Annotated in this window: 16 protein-coding genes; 6 read left to right on the top strand and 10 right to left on the bottom strand. The window is 64.5% G+C overall.

Going from position 1 to position 14,686, the window contains the following annotated elements; all coding sequences use genetic code 11:
* Positions 1-22: 22 nt before the first annotated feature.
* The 4 genes from C9I57_RS16860 to C9I57_RS16845 all read left to right on the top strand — a co-directional run bounded on the left by C9I57_RS16860 (position 23) and on the right by C9I57_RS16845 (position 4,817).
* Positions 23-1,156, top strand: coding sequence for a glycosyltransferase family 9 protein (locus C9I57_RS16860; RefSeq protein ID WP_107151806.1), 1,134 nt, complete (start codon positions 23-25; stop codon positions 1,154-1,156).
* A 213-nt stretch (positions 1,157-1,369) separates the two neighbouring features.
* On the top strand, positions 1,370-2,683 hold the full coding sequence (locus C9I57_RS16855) for an O-antigen ligase family protein (protein WP_107152050.1): 1,314 nt from the start codon (positions 1,370-1,372) through the stop codon (positions 2,681-2,683).
* A complete protein-coding gene (locus tag C9I57_RS16850; RefSeq protein WP_107151805.1) occupies positions 2,668-3,591 on the top strand; it encodes a glycosyltransferase family 2 protein in 924 nt (307 codons plus the stop codon). The genes C9I57_RS16855 and C9I57_RS16850 overlap by 16 nt, the downstream gene beginning before the upstream one ends.
* A gap of 2 nt (positions 3,592-3,593) precedes the next feature.
* On the top strand, positions 3,594-4,817 hold the full coding sequence (locus tag C9I57_RS16845) for a glycosyltransferase family 9 protein (RefSeq protein ID WP_258187684.1): 1,224 nt from the start codon (positions 3,594-3,596) through the stop codon (positions 4,815-4,817).
* A gap of 77 nt (positions 4,818-4,894) precedes the next feature.
* Here the strand turns inward: C9I57_RS16845 and C9I57_RS16840 are convergent, their stop codons facing one another.
* Positions 4,895-5,728, bottom strand: a complete 834-nt coding sequence (locus C9I57_RS16840; RefSeq protein ID WP_107151804.1) for a glycosyltransferase family 2 protein — start codon at positions 5,726-5,728, stop codon at positions 4,895-4,897.
* Entirely contained in the window at positions 5,718-6,527 is an 810-nt protein-coding gene (locus C9I57_RS16835; protein WP_107151803.1) for a glycosyltransferase family 2 protein, read from the bottom strand. The genes C9I57_RS16840 and C9I57_RS16835 overlap by 11 nt, the downstream gene beginning before the upstream one ends.
* A 306-nt stretch (positions 6,528-6,833) precedes the next feature.
* Here C9I57_RS16835 and msbA point away from each other — a divergent pair, with 306 nt between their 5' ends.
* The gene (msbA, locus tag C9I57_RS16830) at positions 6,834-8,615 is read left to right on the top strand and encodes a lipid A export permease/ATP-binding protein MsbA (protein WP_107152048.1); all 1,782 of its coding nucleotides are present in this window, start codon (positions 6,834-6,836) and stop codon (positions 8,613-8,615) included.
* Positions 8,616-8,661: 46 nt separating this feature from the next.
* Here the strand turns inward: msbA and C9I57_RS16825 are convergent, their stop codons facing one another.
* Together C9I57_RS16825 and C9I57_RS32780 are read right to left on the bottom strand one after the other, a co-directional pair.
* Positions 8,662-9,000: a hypothetical protein gene (locus C9I57_RS16825; protein ID WP_258187683.1), complete on the bottom strand. Its 339-nt coding sequence runs from the start codon at positions 8,998-9,000 to the stop codon at positions 8,662-8,664.
* Positions 9,001-9,031: 31 nt separating this feature from the next.
* The gene (locus C9I57_RS32780; RefSeq protein ID WP_018442965.1) at positions 9,032-9,190 is read right to left on the bottom strand and encodes a hypothetical protein; all 159 of its coding nucleotides are present in this window, start codon (positions 9,188-9,190) and stop codon (positions 9,032-9,034) included.
* A 191-nt stretch (positions 9,191-9,381) separates the two neighbouring features.
* Here C9I57_RS32780 and C9I57_RS16820 point away from each other — a divergent pair, with 191 nt between their 5' ends.
* On the top strand, positions 9,382-9,681 hold the full coding sequence (locus C9I57_RS16820) for a hypothetical protein (protein WP_107151802.1): 300 nt from the start codon (positions 9,382-9,384) through the stop codon (positions 9,679-9,681).
* Positions 9,682-9,718: 37 nt separating this feature from the next.
* Here C9I57_RS16820 and rng read toward each other — a convergent pair whose 3' ends face one another.
* From rng to hemF, 6 genes are all read right to left on the bottom strand, one after another.
* Positions 9,719-11,182 carry a ribonuclease G gene (gene rng, locus C9I57_RS16815; RefSeq protein WP_018442961.1) on the bottom strand — a complete coding sequence of 488 codons (1,464 nt, stop codon included), beginning with the start codon at positions 11,180-11,182 and terminating at the stop codon, positions 9,719-9,721.
* 44 nt (positions 11,183-11,226) lie between these two features.
* On the bottom strand, positions 11,227-11,862 hold the full coding sequence (locus tag C9I57_RS16810; RefSeq protein ID WP_107151801.1) for a Maf family protein: 636 nt from the start codon (positions 11,860-11,862) through the stop codon (positions 11,227-11,229).
* Positions 11,863-11,916: 54 nt separating this feature from the next.
* Positions 11,917-12,387 carry a 23S rRNA (pseudouridine(1915)-N(3))-methyltransferase RlmH gene (rlmH, locus tag C9I57_RS16805; RefSeq protein WP_107151800.1) on the bottom strand — a complete coding sequence of 157 codons (471 nt, stop codon included), beginning with the start codon at positions 12,385-12,387 and terminating at the stop codon, positions 11,917-11,919.
* Between the two features lie 36 nt (positions 12,388-12,423).
* The gene (rsfS, locus tag C9I57_RS16800) at positions 12,424-12,918 is read right to left on the bottom strand and encodes a ribosome silencing factor (RefSeq protein ID WP_107151799.1); all 495 of its coding nucleotides are present in this window, start codon (positions 12,916-12,918) and stop codon (positions 12,424-12,426) included.
* Between the two features lie 2 nt (positions 12,919-12,920).
* Positions 12,921-13,604, bottom strand: coding sequence for a nicotinate-nucleotide adenylyltransferase (locus tag C9I57_RS16795; RefSeq protein WP_107151798.1), 684 nt, complete (start codon positions 13,602-13,604; stop codon positions 12,921-12,923).
* A gap of 119 nt (positions 13,605-13,723) precedes the next feature.
* On the bottom strand, positions 13,724-14,650 hold the full coding sequence (gene hemF / locus C9I57_RS16790) for an oxygen-dependent coproporphyrinogen oxidase (protein ID WP_107151797.1): 927 nt from the start codon (positions 14,648-14,650) through the stop codon (positions 13,724-13,726).
* Positions 14,651-14,686: the final 36 nt, after the last annotated feature.

Here is a 14,686-nt window from a genome sequence, read left to right as displayed (position 1 = left end):
AGTCCCTACAAGACCACAAGAAATGATGACCGGCTATATCGACAACTGCGTCGAAAAACTGACGAAAATTCCGTACCCGCTCGTTCCGCATGACCCCGAGAGCTTCCTGAGGACGCAATCACGTCTGAAGCTCGTGAAGAAGTACCTCCATCGCGACCTGGCACTGCGACTGGGTGGGCAGTCGAAGCGCGAAATCCGGCGGATCGAGAAGGGAATGCGCGTGCTTTGGCTCTACACGGGCAAGGCCAACTTCGGCGACGCGATCATGGAAATGTCCGGCCGCGCATTGCTGCCTGGCGCGGATTTCAGCGTCGACCTTCTCACGCTTCCGAAGCTGCATCCGTTGTTTTGCGAGGACGACATCTTCGAGAACGTTTACTCGCACGTCGATGCGCTGGAAGGCCGGCGATACGACGCGGTCGTATTGAACGAGTTCAACTATCCGTCGATCGAACTCAAAAAGCGGCACTTCCGGAAGACGCCGTTTGCGTGCCTGTTTCAGTACTTCCATGGACCGGCGCGCAACCAGACATTGTTCAGTTTCGCCGCCGTCAACGATGTGTTCGGTATCGGGTTGCGCGACGATGCGCTCATCCAGATCGCCAAGCCTTATCTTCAATGCAACGACGCGACGCGGCGTGCCGTCAGCGGCAAGCGGCCCGAACATACGGCCATGGCGCTTTCCGTCGGCGGGATCGATCAGAATCGGTCCTATCGCCACTGGCCATCCTTGCTTGCCATGCTCGACGCGATGGACGACGATCGCGTTCCGCGGCAGATCGTGCTGCTGGGATCGGACAACGGCCTGCAGATGGCTGACGAAATCATGCGGAAGACGTTTCGTCGCCTCGAGGTCGTGTCGCACGTCGCACGCCTTTCATTGCTCGAGGCGCGCGAGATCATCGGAGGCTGCCGCTTGTTCGTCGGCTGCGACGGCGGTCTGATGCATGTTGCGCATTCGACCGAGACCCCAAGCGTCACGATCTTTTCGCATCGTGAGCCGATGCGTTTCTTCCTTACGCGGCGCTGCCATTCACTCGGCCTGCAAAGCCCGGGTGGCGCGAGCGAAGTGCCGCCGGATGCCATCGCGGATGCCGTCCTGCGGCAGTTGGGGGTGACGGCGAGTCTGTCCGCCGATGCAGTGCAGGCGCGATGATCCGTCTGACCAGACAGGCCACCGCACAGTAGCCGCATCGCCACCATGTATACTAGCGGGTCTTCACTGACAGGCGGGGCGCGGACCTGACGCGATGCGCACGGGCTGCTCCAATACGCTGTCGCGCGTCGCTTCGCGCGAGCTTTGCTGCCTGGTGCATCTCCCAATCAGATTTTGCGTGCGTCCGCGCGGCGCGCGCCGAAGTCCTTCGACATGAACCGTTCGACCATCAGCCCTGCGTGGATTTCGCGCCCGAGCAACGCTGCCGCAGCCTTGTTTCTGCTTTCTTATCCGACGGTGACGCTCGTTGTTCATGGCGGCGCGAGCGCGCTTCAGCTCGCGGCGACTTTCTTCTCGCTCGTTGCGCTCGCGCTGCCGGACAACTCGGATACGCCGGGTGTCGATCGGATAACGATCGCCACATGCGTGGCGCTGGCCGGTCCGCTGGCCGCGACATTGATCAGCGAGCTCTGGTACGGCAATCTTGTTTTCAGCCTGCTCGACGCGCCTTCGCGCTTCGTGGCCGCCGTGCCGATCCTGCTTGCGATGCGGCGCGTGCCGGCCAAGATACTTCGTTGGAGCGATCTTTCGTTTGCGACAGGTGCTATCGCATCATGCCTGGTGCTGCTCATTACGCAGCGCGCGGAAGACGATCGGCTGGCCGGCCCGTTTCTCGACGCCATCCATTTCGGTGACATCGCGCTGGTGTTGGGCGCGCTCTCGGCTTTGTCGCTGAACTGGTGGAGAAAGGACGCCGTTCCCGTGCGGTTGGTCAAGATCGTCGGGTTGCTCGCCGGGCTCTATGCATCCGCGCTGACCGGAACGCGAGGCGGCTGGCTGGCCATACCGGCCATCGCGCTGATCGTTTATCTGCGCAAGAAGAAGTCCGCCGGAAGGCGGGTGCTGATTCCGCTCGCCGTCTTCGCGGCGATCGTCGTGGTTGGCGCGAGTTCGGCCGCCGTGCGCGATCGCGTGCTCCTCGTCTGGTCGGACCTCGTTCAATACAGCCATGGTTACAAGGATACGTCGACGGGTGTCCGGCTCCAACTCTACGAGGCCGCGTTGATGCTGATGCGAGACCATCTGGTGTTTGGCGTCGGTCCGAATGGCTTTGCCGACAGTATGCATGCGCTCGCGAGCGCAGGCCGGCTAACACCGCTCGCGGCCGCTTTCGGCCGTGGCGAGACGCACAACCAGATGCTCTTCTATGCGGCCAACTACGGCCTTATCGGCGGGCTCGCCGGTATCGCGCTCCATCTCGTTCCGTGCCTCATGTTCGCGAAGTACCTGAGAGCGTCTACCAGTCAAGTGCGCGGCGCAGCACTCATGGGTCTCACGTTCGTCGTCTCGTTCTGGATATTCGGACTCAGTGTCGAGACCTTCGATTTGAAGATGGTGGCGTCGTTTTATGCTGCCGTCATCGGCATCCTCGGAGGCATCGCAACCTCGCCGGCGGTCGCGCCAGCAGCGGAGCGCGGCACCAATCCGTCCATCAGCGGCACGCAATCCTCATGTTCAGCATCCTGATCCCTACGTGGAACAATCTGCCGTACCTGCAGCTCTGCATCGAGAGCATCAGGCGACACTCGGCCTTCGATCACGAAATCATCGTGCACGTCAACGAAGGGACGGACGGAACGCTCGAATGGGTCCGCGCACAGGGGCTCCGGCATACATGGAGCCGCGGCAACGTCGGCGTATGCATCGCGATGAACGACGCCGCGCGGCTCGCCACGCGCGATTGGATCCTGTTCATGAACGACGATATGTATTGTCTGCCCGGATGGGATCTTGCTCTGGAGGCGGCGGCACGTCCGTTCGGCGACACCCCCGTTTATCTCGCCGCGCGACTCGTCGAGCCCATCGATACGGGTAATGAGCTCGTCGGGGTCGCCAACTTTGGGACGGGTCCCGACAATTTCGACGAGGCGGGATTGCTGAGCTATGCCAAGGGCCTCGGTTTCGCGGATCGCAACGGTGTGGCGTCGCAGCCGATGCTGACGCAGCGGCGCCTCTGGCATATGGTGGGCGGCTACAGTATTGAGTTCGGCCCCGGCATGAGCAGCGACGACGATTTCCTCATGAAGATCTGGCTCGCCGGCTGCCGCGTTTTTCGCATCGTCGGATCGAGCCATGTCTATCACTTCGCTTGCGCGACCACGCGCCGGGTCCGCCGCAATAAAGGCGGGCGCACGTTCATCCTCAAGTGGGGCATCTCGCAACAGGATTTCATGCGCGACTATGTCAGAAGGACCGCGTCCGTCGATGGCGCGTCGCTGCCGAACGTTCCGCGGCCAGGCCTCAAGCGGCGGCTGAAGCGGGCGGTTTATGCGTTCGGCCGCTACCCCACGGGCGATCTCGAGGCCTGGGAGCCCGATTTGCCGCGGCAGATTGTCATGGACAGTGCGGCCGATCAACCTGTCGGTACCGAATAGCCATGGCCGTGCGTGACAACAGCGCCGGCACGGGGAGGCGCATGGAGACGAACGTCGAACTGGCCGCTGGCGAGACGCGGGCTGCCGAAAGGCGATCCGGCGAGAATGCGCGCGGCTTTCTTCCGAGGCCGCCGCGCAGCATCCTCGTCGTGTGTACACGCCGCATCGGCGACGTTCTGCTGACGACGCCATTCGTACGGTCGCTGAAGGCTCAATGGCCCGACACGCCAATCGACATGCTGGTCTTCCGCGGCACGGAGGGCGTCGTCGAGCACAACCCCGACATACGCCGGGTCATCACCGTCGCGCAGCGCGCGCGCTTTCGCGAGCGGCTTGCCGATGCCGCGCGGATGTGGCGCCGTTACGATCTCGCCTGCGCGGCGATCAGCTCCGACCGTCCGCGTTTCTATGCGTTCTTTGCGGGCAAGAAGCGCATCGGTCTCGTCGATCCCGATCGGTTGACGCTGCTCAACCGTTTCATGCTCCACAGGATCGCGCTCAACGAGCATCGATCGGTTCACACGGTGAGAAGCAGCCTGGCCCTGGCGGCGGCGATCGGTATTCCGCTTCATGCCGAAGTCGTACCGCCCGGCATCGGCGAGGATCCGGCAAGCCGCGCGCGCTTCGACGCGCGCTTCGATGAACCGCCGGCCATCGTGCCCGGCGAGCCGTTCGTCGTGCTTCATCTGCTGCCGATGTTCGAGTACAAGCGCTGGTCTTTCGAAGGATGGATCGAGATCATTCGCTGGTTGCGTGCGCGCGGATTCGCAGTCGTGCTTTCGGGCGGTCCGGCGCAGGCCGAGCGGGACTACGCCGAACGCGTCGCGGCTGCGACAGGCGAGCCCGTTCTGAATCTGGTCGGTCGGCTGTCCTTCGGTGAAAGCGCCGAGCTGTACCGCCGCGCGCGGCTCTATATCGGGCCGGACACCGGTGCGACGCACGTTGCCGCGGCCACGGGCACGCCAACGCTGGCTATCTTCGGGCCTTCCGACCCCGTGCGCTGGGGCCCTTGGCCCCGGGGTTGGCCTGCCGACCGCGATCCTTGGCCGCTGCGCGGCTCCGACCGCAAGGGCAACGTCTACCTGCTGCAGGGCGAAGGGGCGTGCGTACCCTGTCGAGAGGAAGGGTGTGACCGCCATATCGCCAGCGCGAGCGCTTGCCTCACGGGCCTTCCAGCGAGTCGCGTGATTGATGCCGCGGCGCGGATGCTCGGGCTCGAGGCGTAGTAGCCTGGCTTGCCGTCTGTGCGACGAACGCAACGCGAGGGGCGGGGAGGCGTTGGCGCGATCTTGCCGCCAACGCGTCAGCTGGAATGCGCGGATTCCTGGAGGCCGCGTTCGGCACGAGTGGTGCGATCGGCGAGCCGCGCGAGGACGCGCGCGTAGTTTGGCCCTTCGCGATCGCGAGGCGCTTCCGCGTGCCACAGGTGCAGCACTTCGGTCGACCAGAAGCCATTTTTTCGAACGACGCCCGCGTTGTGCAGCCTGGCGACGAGATCGGCATCTTCGTGACCCCATCCGACGAAGGTTTCGTCGAACCCGTTGACCGCTTCGAGATCGCTGAGCCACGCGGCGAGGTTACAGGTTTTGATGCCGCGCCAGACGAAACCGTCGACGCGCCGCAACGGGAGATCCGGCAGACGGATGGCGAGCGGCAGAACCTTGTTGACTTGAGCGGCGGCACGCTGGCGCAGCCAGAAAGTCAGCGGTTGCCGCTGCAGCGGCAGGCGTTGCGTGAGCACTTCGTTCGTGAGGCGAGGCGCCAGCAAAATGCGACTGCCCGTGACGACGGTGCGCTCGTGCGCCAATGCGCGATGGCGCGCCACGAAGTCGCGCTGCGGCACGCAATCGCCGTCGAGGAAAATCACGTAGTCGCCGCGCGCGCTCCGCAGTGCCTTGTTGCGGCTCGCCGCTGCCCGAAAGCCCTCGTCGGGCTGCCAGACATGGGTGATCGACACGGGCGACGCGCGTGCGATGTTCTCAATGAGCGTTCGCGTCGCGGCTCCCGAGCCGTCGTCAGCGATCACGATCTCGAAGTGGCGATCGGTCTGATCGAGGCAGGCGCCGATGACGAGCTCGAGCGCGTCCGGCCGATTGTAGGTGGTGACGATTACAGTGATGAGTTTGTCATGAGACATGGCAGTCGTCGTCCGACGCGTGCTGCCGTTCGAGCGCCAGCATCAGCTTGAGGTATCGGTAGTAAGCGCCCTCTGCATTGGAGACGGCGAGTATAAACCCCATCCTTCCGTCGAGGAATCCGCCTTTTATGAGGTAGGTTTTGACGAACGCCCACAAGCCGTGCGTGATCGCCTGGCGCACTCCGCCGCGCTTGCCGTTGACAGCCAGTCGCTGCCGCGCGCCGGCGCTCGAGTAAGCATCGATCTTGCGCAGCACGGTTTCCAAGTCGTCGAAGGAGTAATGAAGCAGCTTGCCGCTCAGTCGGCCGGGCGGACCTTCGAAAAGGAGCCGCTCGTGCACGAGATCGTCGGAGAAGCGGGCCGCGTCGCGCCGAAAGAGTCGCGGCACCCAGTCAGGAGACCAGCCGCTGTGCCGCATCCAATGGCCGCAGAAGTTGGAGAGACGGTCGAGCTCGAAGACATGGGCTTGCCCGTCGGCGATGGCTTCGCGGATGGAAGCGGCAAGTTCCGGTGTCACGACCTCGTCGGTGTCGATCGAGAGAATCCAATCGGTGGCGAGCGCGGCGACGGCGCGGTTCTTCTGCGGGCCGAAGCCGGGCCATTCGCGCGCCACGACGACGCGAGCGCCATGCGCCTCGGCGATCCGTACGGTGGCGTCGCTGCTGCCGCCATCGACGACGACGATCTCGTCCGCGAACGAGACGGCTTCGAGGCATTGCGCCAGCCGCGCCTCGCTATTGAGCGCGATGATGGCGACGCCGAGAGTAGGGCGCGGGCGGTCGGACGGCGGGACGGTCACGGTTCGGTTGTGCGGTGACGGGTGAGCGGAGTCGGAGTATACCGGTCGGGCCGGCGCGCGGTCGAATACGCCGAGCGGGGGCGTGTCTGTCGGGAGTTTTCTGCGTTTGGACGGCATGGGCCCGCGCTAGCCGCGTTTCGCATGGCGGCCGGCTATAATGCATCGATTTTTCCGGGTGAGGGCGAAACCAGCCCCTCCGTTTCGGGCGCGCTACGGCGCGCCCCGGCAAGCGCAGCGAGGCGCGGTCAACGCGGGCGAACGCGAACGCCTCGCTTCGCCGCCTCGAGCCGCTGCAAAGGGAATCCGTTGGACACCAGAAATACCTTGCGCAAGACGATCGGCGCGACGGGCACGTCGGCCGCGTCCGTGATGAAGCGGCTTTGGCCGTACGTGAAACCCAACTTGTGGGTCATCGTGCTGGCCATCGTTTCGATGGGCGCGAGCGCCGCGACCGACGCCGGCATCCCCGCGCTCCTGAAGCCGCTGCTCGATCACGGCTTCGGCGCGAAGGCGAACGTGAGCGCGCAGTGGCTCGTGCCGCTCGCTGTGATTGGCCTCGCCTTGGTGCGCGGCGTGGCGCAGTACGCGTCGGGCTATCTGCTCTCGTACGTCTCGAACCGGATCCTCCTGGATCTGCGGCTCCGGATGTTCGAGCGGATGATCCATACGGGCGCCTCGTTCTTTCAGCGTGAAACGGCGAGCACCGTCATCAACGCGATCGTGTTCGAGGTCAATCAGATACTTTCCGTGCTGACGAGCGTCATGATCACGCTCGTGCGCGATTCGCTGACGGTGCTGTTCCTGCTCGGCTATCTGTTCTATCTGAACTGGCGGCTGACGCTCATCGTCGCCGTGATCCTCCCCGGCATCGGCTGGATCGTGAGCAAGATCAACCGCCGGCTACGCCGCCTTGGTCGCGAGCAACAGACGCTCACGAACGAGCTCTCGTACATCGTCGAGGAGACCGTCGGCGGCTATAAGGTCGTCAAGGTGCACAACGGCGAGTCCTACGAGATGAACCGCTTTACAGCGATGAGCAAGCGCCTGAGAGGGTATGCGATGCGGATGACCGTGTCCGGCGGGCTCGCTCAGCCGATCACGCAGTTTCTCGCATCGATCGCGCTTGCGATCGTCATCACGATCGCCGTCGTGCAGTCTGCCCATGACCAGACGACCGTCGGCGGCTTCGTCGCGTTCGTGACGTCGATGCTGCTCGTGATCTCGCCGCTCAAGCATCTGATGGACGTCAATCAGCCGCTGCAGCGCGGGATGACGGCGGCCGAGCTGATCTTCGGGCTCATCGACGAGCCCTTGGAGCCCACCGGCGGCACGCGCAAGCTGCCCGCCGCGCGCGGCGACATCGAGTTTTGCAATGTGTCGTTTGCCTATGCGGCGAGCGAGCGTCCGATCCTCGACCGGGTCTCCTTCAAGGCGGCGCCGGGTGAAATGATCGCGCTTGCCGGCCCCTCGGGCAGCGGCAAGACGACGCTCGTGAACTTGCTGCCGCGCTTTTTCGATCCGAAAGGCGGGACGATTTTCGTCGATGGCGTGCCGATCGACGAGTACGACATTCACGAGCTGCGCGGTCAGATCGCGATGGTGAGTCAAGACGTCGTGCTCTTCAACGACACCATTGCCGCCAACGTCGCGTATGGAGAGACGCCGGACCGTGCGCGCGTCGAGGCGGCATTGCACGCGGCGAACCTTTCGGACATGATCGCGACGTTGCCGGAAGGCATCGATACGTCGATCGGCGGCAATGGGATGCGGCTATCGGGCGGGCAGCGTCAGCGTCTCGCGATTGCGCGCGCCATCTACAAAAACGCGCCGATTCTGATTCTCGACGAAGCGACGTCGGCGCTCGATTCGGAATCGGAGCGCCATGTACAGGCGGCGCTCGAGACGCTCATGCAAGGGCGCACGACGCTCGTCATCGCGCACCGCCTCTCGACCATCGAGCGCGCCGACCGCATTCTCGTCATGGAGAGCGGGCGCATCGTCGAGCAGGGCAACCACGACGAACTGCTGCGGCAAGGCGGGCTCTATGCCCATCTGCACCGGATTCAGTATCAGCAGCAGGCTGCGTGAGCGCGCTCGCGCACGCTCGAGAGGCGCCGTCGCCGCCGGCCTGACATCAGTACCCGCTCGTCACGAGCGATAGGACGGTCAAATCGGGGTGCGTGCCGTCGACGATCGTGCGCCCGACGTGGAGTCCTTCGTCCCAGGCTTCTTCCGCGCTCGAAAACGTCTCTTCGCCGTCGGCGTGAAACGGGACCGTATGCCCGGGCAGTTTCGGATCGGCTCCCGGATGGCAGACATATCCGATGTAGGTGAAGCGGTCGCTCGGTGCGAGCTCGCGGTGCTGTCCCCGTTCGTCCTCGTGGCCCTTCACGAGCGCTACGACATGGACTTCGAATCCTTCATACCCGGTCGTTCGCCAACGGGCGTCTTCCTGAGACAAGACTTCCGGCATGGTCGCCTCCCAAACGCTTCCATTCGTTCGATCAATGCCGATGCCGCAGCCGGTCCCAGACGCGATGGCTCTCGAGCCGGCCTAGCCACTTGTCGCGGCGGTGTTGACGCCGGTAGTGCGATGTCACGAGGATCGCCGCGACGGCCAGCACGATCACGCCCGTCACGATGCTTTCCATCGATTCGGCCATGAGACCTCCTTACGGAACACCTGCATAAAGCCAATTCTAGGAGATTTGCGCGTCGGTGCCGCGCGGCGGCCCGGTGCTTGCGCCGAGCGGCGCGCCGATGTTTACCGCTGTTACCGGCGGTGACAACTTAGTTTCGAACGCGGGCCCACGCTTGCTTCTCTAATCTTTGACGATCAAGGGGAGATGACGCGATGTTCAGATCATTGATTGCTCTGACCCTTATCGGCGTGCTTGCGGGCTGCGTCGTGGATCCCGCGGCGTCGCCGTATTACGGTTACGGGTACGGAAACGACTACGACTACCCCTATGGCTACGGTTATGCGCCGGGGTATTACGACTATGGCGGACCGTCGGTCGCGCTCGGATTCGGTTACTGGGGCGGGGGCGGCCATCACCACTGGGATCACGATCGCGACTGGCACGGCGATCGTGGATGGCATGGCGGTCACGGCGGCGGCTGGGGCGGCGGTCACGGCTGGGGGCACAGGTGACTGTAGTGCGCGACGTTGTTGCTAATGCGCCGGCACGTCACATCAGCACGATGTCGTACTGCTCCTGGCTTAAGTTCGACTCGACCTGCAACGAGACAGGCTTACCGATGAAGTCGATCAGCATCGCGAGATGTTGCGACTCTTCATCGAGAAAGAGATCGATGACTTCCTGCGAAGCCACCACGCGAAACTCGCGCGGATTGAACTGCCGCGACTCGCGCAGGATTTCGCGCAGCACGTCGTAGCAAACAGTGCGCGCCGTCTTCACCTGCCCCTTGCCCTGGCAGACCGGGCAGGGCTCGCAAAGCACATGCGCGAGCGATTCGCGCGTGCGCTTGCGCGTCATCTCAACCAACCCCAGCTGCGAGAATCCATTGACCGTCGAGCGCGTCCGGTCGCGTGCGAGCGCCTTCTTCAGCTCGGAGAGCACGGCATCGCGATGCTCGGCGTTCTCCATGTCGATGAAGTCGATGATGATGATCCCGCCCAGGTTGCGCAGCCGTAGCTGGCGCGCAATCGTATGCGCCGCTTCGAGGTTCGTCTTGAAGATCGTGTCGTCGAAATTGCGCGCGCCGACGTACCCGCCCGTGTTGACGTCGATCGTCGTCATCGCCTCGGTCTGGTCGATCATCAAGTAACCGCCCGACTTCAGATCGACACGGCGCGACAGCGCGCGCTGAATCTCCTGCTCGATGTTGTAGAGGTCGAAGAGCGGCCGCTCGCCCGTGTAGTGATGCAGTTTGGAGCTGACAGCCGGCGTGAATTCCGCCGCGAACTCGACGAGCATCTGGTATGTCTCGCGTGAATCGACCTGAATGCGTGTCGTCTCGTCGGTCACGAAATCGCGCAGCACACGTTGTGCGAGATTGAGGTCCTGATAAAGCAGGCTGGTAGGCGGCAGGCGCTGCGCCTGTCCAACGACGGTTGCCCAAGTCTTGCGCAAGTAAGCCACATCGGCCGCAAGCTCTTCGCTCGTCGCATCCTCAGCAATCGTGCGCACGATGTAGCCGCCTTTTTCATCGGACGGCAATACCGCCGTGAGCCGCGCGCGAATCGCCTCGCGCTCGGCTTCATCCTCGATCTTCTGCGAGATGCCGATATGCGGTTCTTGCGGCAGATAGACGAGCGTGCGCCCGGCGATGCTGACTTGCGTCGAGAGCCGCGCGCCCTTCGTGCCGATCGGATCCTTGATGACCTGCACGGTCAGCGTTTGCCCTTCGAACACGGTCTTCTCGATCGGCTGCGGCGGCGGCGCATGCTCGCCCGCGATGCGCGGATGCCAGATGTCGGCCACATGCAGAAACGCGGCACGCTCGAGGCCGATGTCGATGAAGGCCGATTGCATGCCCGGCAACACGCGCACTACCTTGCCGAGGTACACGTTGCCAACGCGGCCGCGCGAGGCAGTCCGCTCGATATGGAGTTCCTGCACGGCGCCTTGCTGGATAAGCGCAACGCGCGTTTCCTGCGGGGTCACATTGATGAGGATTTCTTCGTTCATCGCTGTCTTTTTCGAACGCCTTCGAACAGAACGGAGCGAAAGGCCTAGAACTCGACCCGCGCTGCACGCAACAACGCGGCCGTCTCAAAAAGGGGCAGACCCATGATACCCGAATAGGACCCCTCGATACGCTCGATCAACTCGGCGGCCCGGCCCTGGATACCATAAGCACCCGCCTTTCCGAGCGGCTCGCCGGTCATCGCATAGCGCTTGAGCGCCTCACGCGAGGCTGCCGCGAAGCGGACGGTCGAGCGCGAGAGCGCCGGCGGCAGCAGACGGCCTTCGCCATCGACGACGGCAAGCGAGGTCAAGACCTCATGCTCGCGGCCGGCGAGCCGTTCGAGCATGGCGAGCGCATGGTCTACGTTGTCCGGCTTGCCGAGAATCGCGCCGTCGATCGTGACCGTGGTATCGGCAACGAGAATCGGGGCGCGCGCGTGGTCGCCCGCGATGAGCCGCGCAAGCGCTGCTTCGGCCTTCGCGACGGTGACGCGCCGCACGTACGCATCGGCCGACTCGCCGGGTTGCTCGGCTTCGAGTGCTTCGGCGTCCTCGTCGGGACGCGGCAGCAAGAGCTCGAAGCGCACGCCGAGCTGACCGAGCAGTTCCTGACGGCGCGGACTTTGCGAGGCAAGGTAGACGAACGGGTGAGGCGAGGAAGAGGGCTTCGATAGAGGCATCGGTCTGTCGTTGTGGTCCGGCGGCCAATGCGGCCGACGAGACTCGACGGCGCATCAGACGCGATGATAAGGGTGATTCTGCGTGATGCTCCACGCGCGGTAAAGCTGCTCAGCCAGCAACACGCGCACCATGCCGTGCGGCAGCGTGAGGCTCGAGAGGCGAAGCAGTACTTCGGCACGGGCTTTCAGTTCCGCATCGAGCCCATCCGCTCCACCGATGATGAACGCCACGTCGCGCCCGTCCTGCTGCCAGGCGGGGAGCGCCTCGGCAAGCTGCATCGTGGTCCAATCGCGGCCGCGCTCGTCGAGCGCGATGAGCCGTGCACCCTTTGGCAGCGCCGCCTCGATCCGCTGCCGTTCCGCGGCCATTACGCTTGACGCGGTCCGACCGCCCGTTCGCGGCTCGGGCTTGATCTCGCGCAACTCGATACGCAATTCGGGCGGCATCCGCTTCGCGTATTCGTCGAAGCCGGCCGCGATCCAATCAGGCATCTTGTGACCGACGGCGAGGATATGCAGCTTCATGGGGAGAGTGGCGTGGCCACAGGGGGCTTTTTAGGTTTAGCTGCTCTTGCCGCGCCGCTTCGCAGGCGATTTGCGAGCCGGCTTCGATGCGCTCGTTACCCCGCCATCGTCGTGGCCGTCGTCATCCTCGTCCTCGCCATCGCCGGCGAGCGGTTCGCGCGGGCGCGCGCCCCCGAACGGGCTCGTGCTCGTCAGCTTGACCCTGACGGGCTTGTCGCCCCAGATCTCTTCGAGGTTGTAGTACTGCCTGAGCGCCGGCTGAAGGATATGGACGACGGCGTCGCCGCAATCGACGAGCACCCATTCGCCGATATCTTCGCCCTCGGTACTGACGATCTCGCCGCCCGCTTCCTTCACTTTCTCGCGCACGCTCGAAGCGAGCGCCTTCGTTTGCCGGTTGGAGTTGCCGCTGGCGACGATCACGCGATCGAAGAGCTCCGTCAGATGGCTCGTGTTGAAGACTCTGATGTCCGTCGCCTTGACGTCCTCAAGGCCGTCGACGATCGCGCGTTGCAGTTTGCGAATGTCCATGGTTACCGGTGGTAAACGTGATGTTGAAGAATATAGCGCCAGACGGCCTCCGGGATCGCCTCGTGGGCCGGCGGGGCGTCCGCGCCCGCGTGCGCACCACCGGCGAGCCGCTCGCGCAGCTCGGCACGGATATCGGTGGCCGAGACGCCGAGCGCGAGCGTCGCATCGATCAGCAGGTGGCCGCTCGGGGTCGCGCGCAGCACTTCGGCGCGCGCCTCGCGCGCCGAGAGCTCGCGCGCGAGCGCGGGCGGCGCCGAGTTCAAGTCGAAGCCGGGCCGAGTGGCGGCGCAGATATGCGCGAAGTCGAAAAGGCGCCGCCAATCGTGCCAAGTATCGAGCCGCAACAGTTGATCCGCGCCTATCAAGAGCGATAGAGACGCGTCCGTGCCTTCGCGCGCGCGCCAGCGCTCGAGCGTGTCCACCGTATAGGTGGGGCCCGCGTGCTCGATTTCGTCGGTGGCGACGGTGACGGTCGTCCCGGGCAGGGCGAACGAAGCGGCCGCGGCACGCGTCATCGCGAGTCGGTGGCGCGCATCGCTGACGTCGGCTTTCTGCCATGGCTGCCCCGCCGGCAGCAGAACGAGCTCCGTCAGTTGCAGCAGTTCGGCGAAGCGCCGTGCGAGCGCCAGATGTCCGTTGTGGATCGGATCGAAGGTGCCGCCGAGCAGCCCCACGCGGCGCGGCAAGGCGGCCGGCGTCTCGTCCTGCGCGCGGGAGGAGGCGCCGGCGCTTGCGCCCGCTCGGCTGGACCGACTGGCTGGCGCGTGGGGTTGGGAGCGGGTCGGCGAATTCAGGGCAGCATCCTTTATTCGAGCCACTCGCGCGGTTTCAGGAAATCGCTGGCGAGTTGTGCTTCGGGCGTGCCCGGCTCGGGTTGCCAGTTGTAGCGCCAGTTGGCGACAGGCGGCATCGAGAGCAGGATCGACTCGGTTCGTCCGCCGCTTTGGAGTCCGAACAGCGTGCCGCGATCATAGACGAGGTTGAATTCGACATAGCGCCCGCGCCGATAGCCCTGGAATGCGCGTTCGCGCTCGCCATATGGCGTTTGCCGCCGTTTTTCGAGGATCGGCAGATAGGCGTGCAGGAATGCATCGCCGACGCTCTTCATCATCTCGAACGAGCGCGCGAAGCCGAGCTCTTCGAAATCGTCGAAGAATATGCCGCCGATGCCCCGCGTTTCGCCGCGGTGCTTGAGGAAGAAGTACTCGTCGCACCAGCGCTTGAAGCGCGGGTAGAGATCGGCGCCGAAGGGGCTGAGCGCGTCGCGGCAAACCCGATGAAAGTGACGCGCGTCTTCCTCGTAGCCATAGGTGGGCGTGAGGTCCATGCCGCCGCCGAACCAGAAGACGGGCGCTTCCCCTGACTTCGTCGCGGTGAGGAAACGCACGTTCATGTGCACCGTCGGGCAATGCGGGTTGCGCGGGTGCATGACGAGCGAGACGCCCATCGCCTCGAAGCCGCGTCCGGCGAGCTGCGGGCGCACCGCGCTGGCCGAAGGCGGCAGCGCATCGCCCGCCACATCGGAGAATCCGACGCCGCCGCGCTCGATCAGCTCGCCGTCTTCGAGAATCGCCGTGACCCCGCCGCCGCGCAACCGTTCGCCGTCCGGGCGCTGCCAGGCGTCCGCCACGAACGGTTTGCCGTCGAGCGCGCCGATGGCTTCGGCGATGCGCATTTGCAGGCCCTGCAGATAGGCGCGGACAGGCGTGGCGTCGAAGGTGGAATCAGTCATCGTTCGAGGGGCGCTGAGCGCTTTCCGTTGAGGCGC

The organism is Trinickia symbiotica, from assembly GCF_003028655.1.
Taxonomy (GTDB): Bacteria; Pseudomonadota; Gammaproteobacteria; order Burkholderiales; family Burkholderiaceae; genus Trinickia; species Trinickia symbiotica_A.
This window is presented reverse-complemented; position numbering and strand designations above follow the sequence as displayed.

Coding starts and splice junctions, on each gene's coding strand:
- C9I57_RS16840 (WP_107151804.1), bottom strand. CDS start 5,728: ATGTCTCATGACAAACTCATCACTGTAATCGTCACCACCTACAATCGG.
- hemF (WP_107151797.1), bottom strand. CDS start 14,650: ATGACTGATTCCACCTTCGACGCCACGCCTGTCCGCGCCTATCTGCAG.
- C9I57_RS16825 (WP_258187683.1), bottom strand. CDS start 9,000: ATGCCGGAAGTCTTGTCTCAGGAAGACGCCCGTTGGCGAACGACCGGG.
- rlmH (WP_107151800.1), bottom strand. CDS start 12,387: ATGAAGCTGCATATCCTCGCCGTCGGTCACAAGATGCCTGATTGGATC.
- C9I57_RS16810 (WP_107151801.1), bottom strand. CDS start 11,862: ATGCCTCTATCGAAGCCCTCTTCCTCGCCTCACCCGTTCGTCTACCTT.
- C9I57_RS16845 (WP_258187684.1), top strand. CDS start 3,594: ATGGCCGTGCGTGACAACAGCGCCGGCACGGGGAGGCGCATGGAGACG.
- rng (WP_018442961.1), bottom strand. CDS start 11,182: ATGAACGAAGAAATCCTCATCAATGTGACCCCGCAGGAAACGCGCGTT.
- C9I57_RS16850 (WP_107151805.1), top strand. CDS start 2,668: ATGTTCAGCATCCTGATCCCTACGTGGAACAATCTGCCGTACCTGCAG.
- C9I57_RS32780 (WP_018442965.1), bottom strand. CDS start 9,190: ATGGCCGAATCGATGGAAAGCATCGTGACGGGCGTGATCGTGCTGGCC.
- C9I57_RS16820 (WP_107151802.1), top strand. CDS start 9,382: ATGTTCAGATCATTGATTGCTCTGACCCTTATCGGCGTGCTTGCGGGC.
- C9I57_RS16855 (WP_107152050.1), top strand. CDS start 1,370: ATGAACCGTTCGACCATCAGCCCTGCGTGGATTTCGCGCCCGAGCAAC.
- C9I57_RS16860 (WP_107151806.1), top strand. CDS start 23: ATGATGACCGGCTATATCGACAACTGCGTCGAAAAACTGACGAAAATT.
- rsfS (WP_107151799.1), bottom strand. CDS start 12,918: ATGGACATTCGCAAACTGCAACGCGCGATCGTCGACGGCCTTGAGGAC.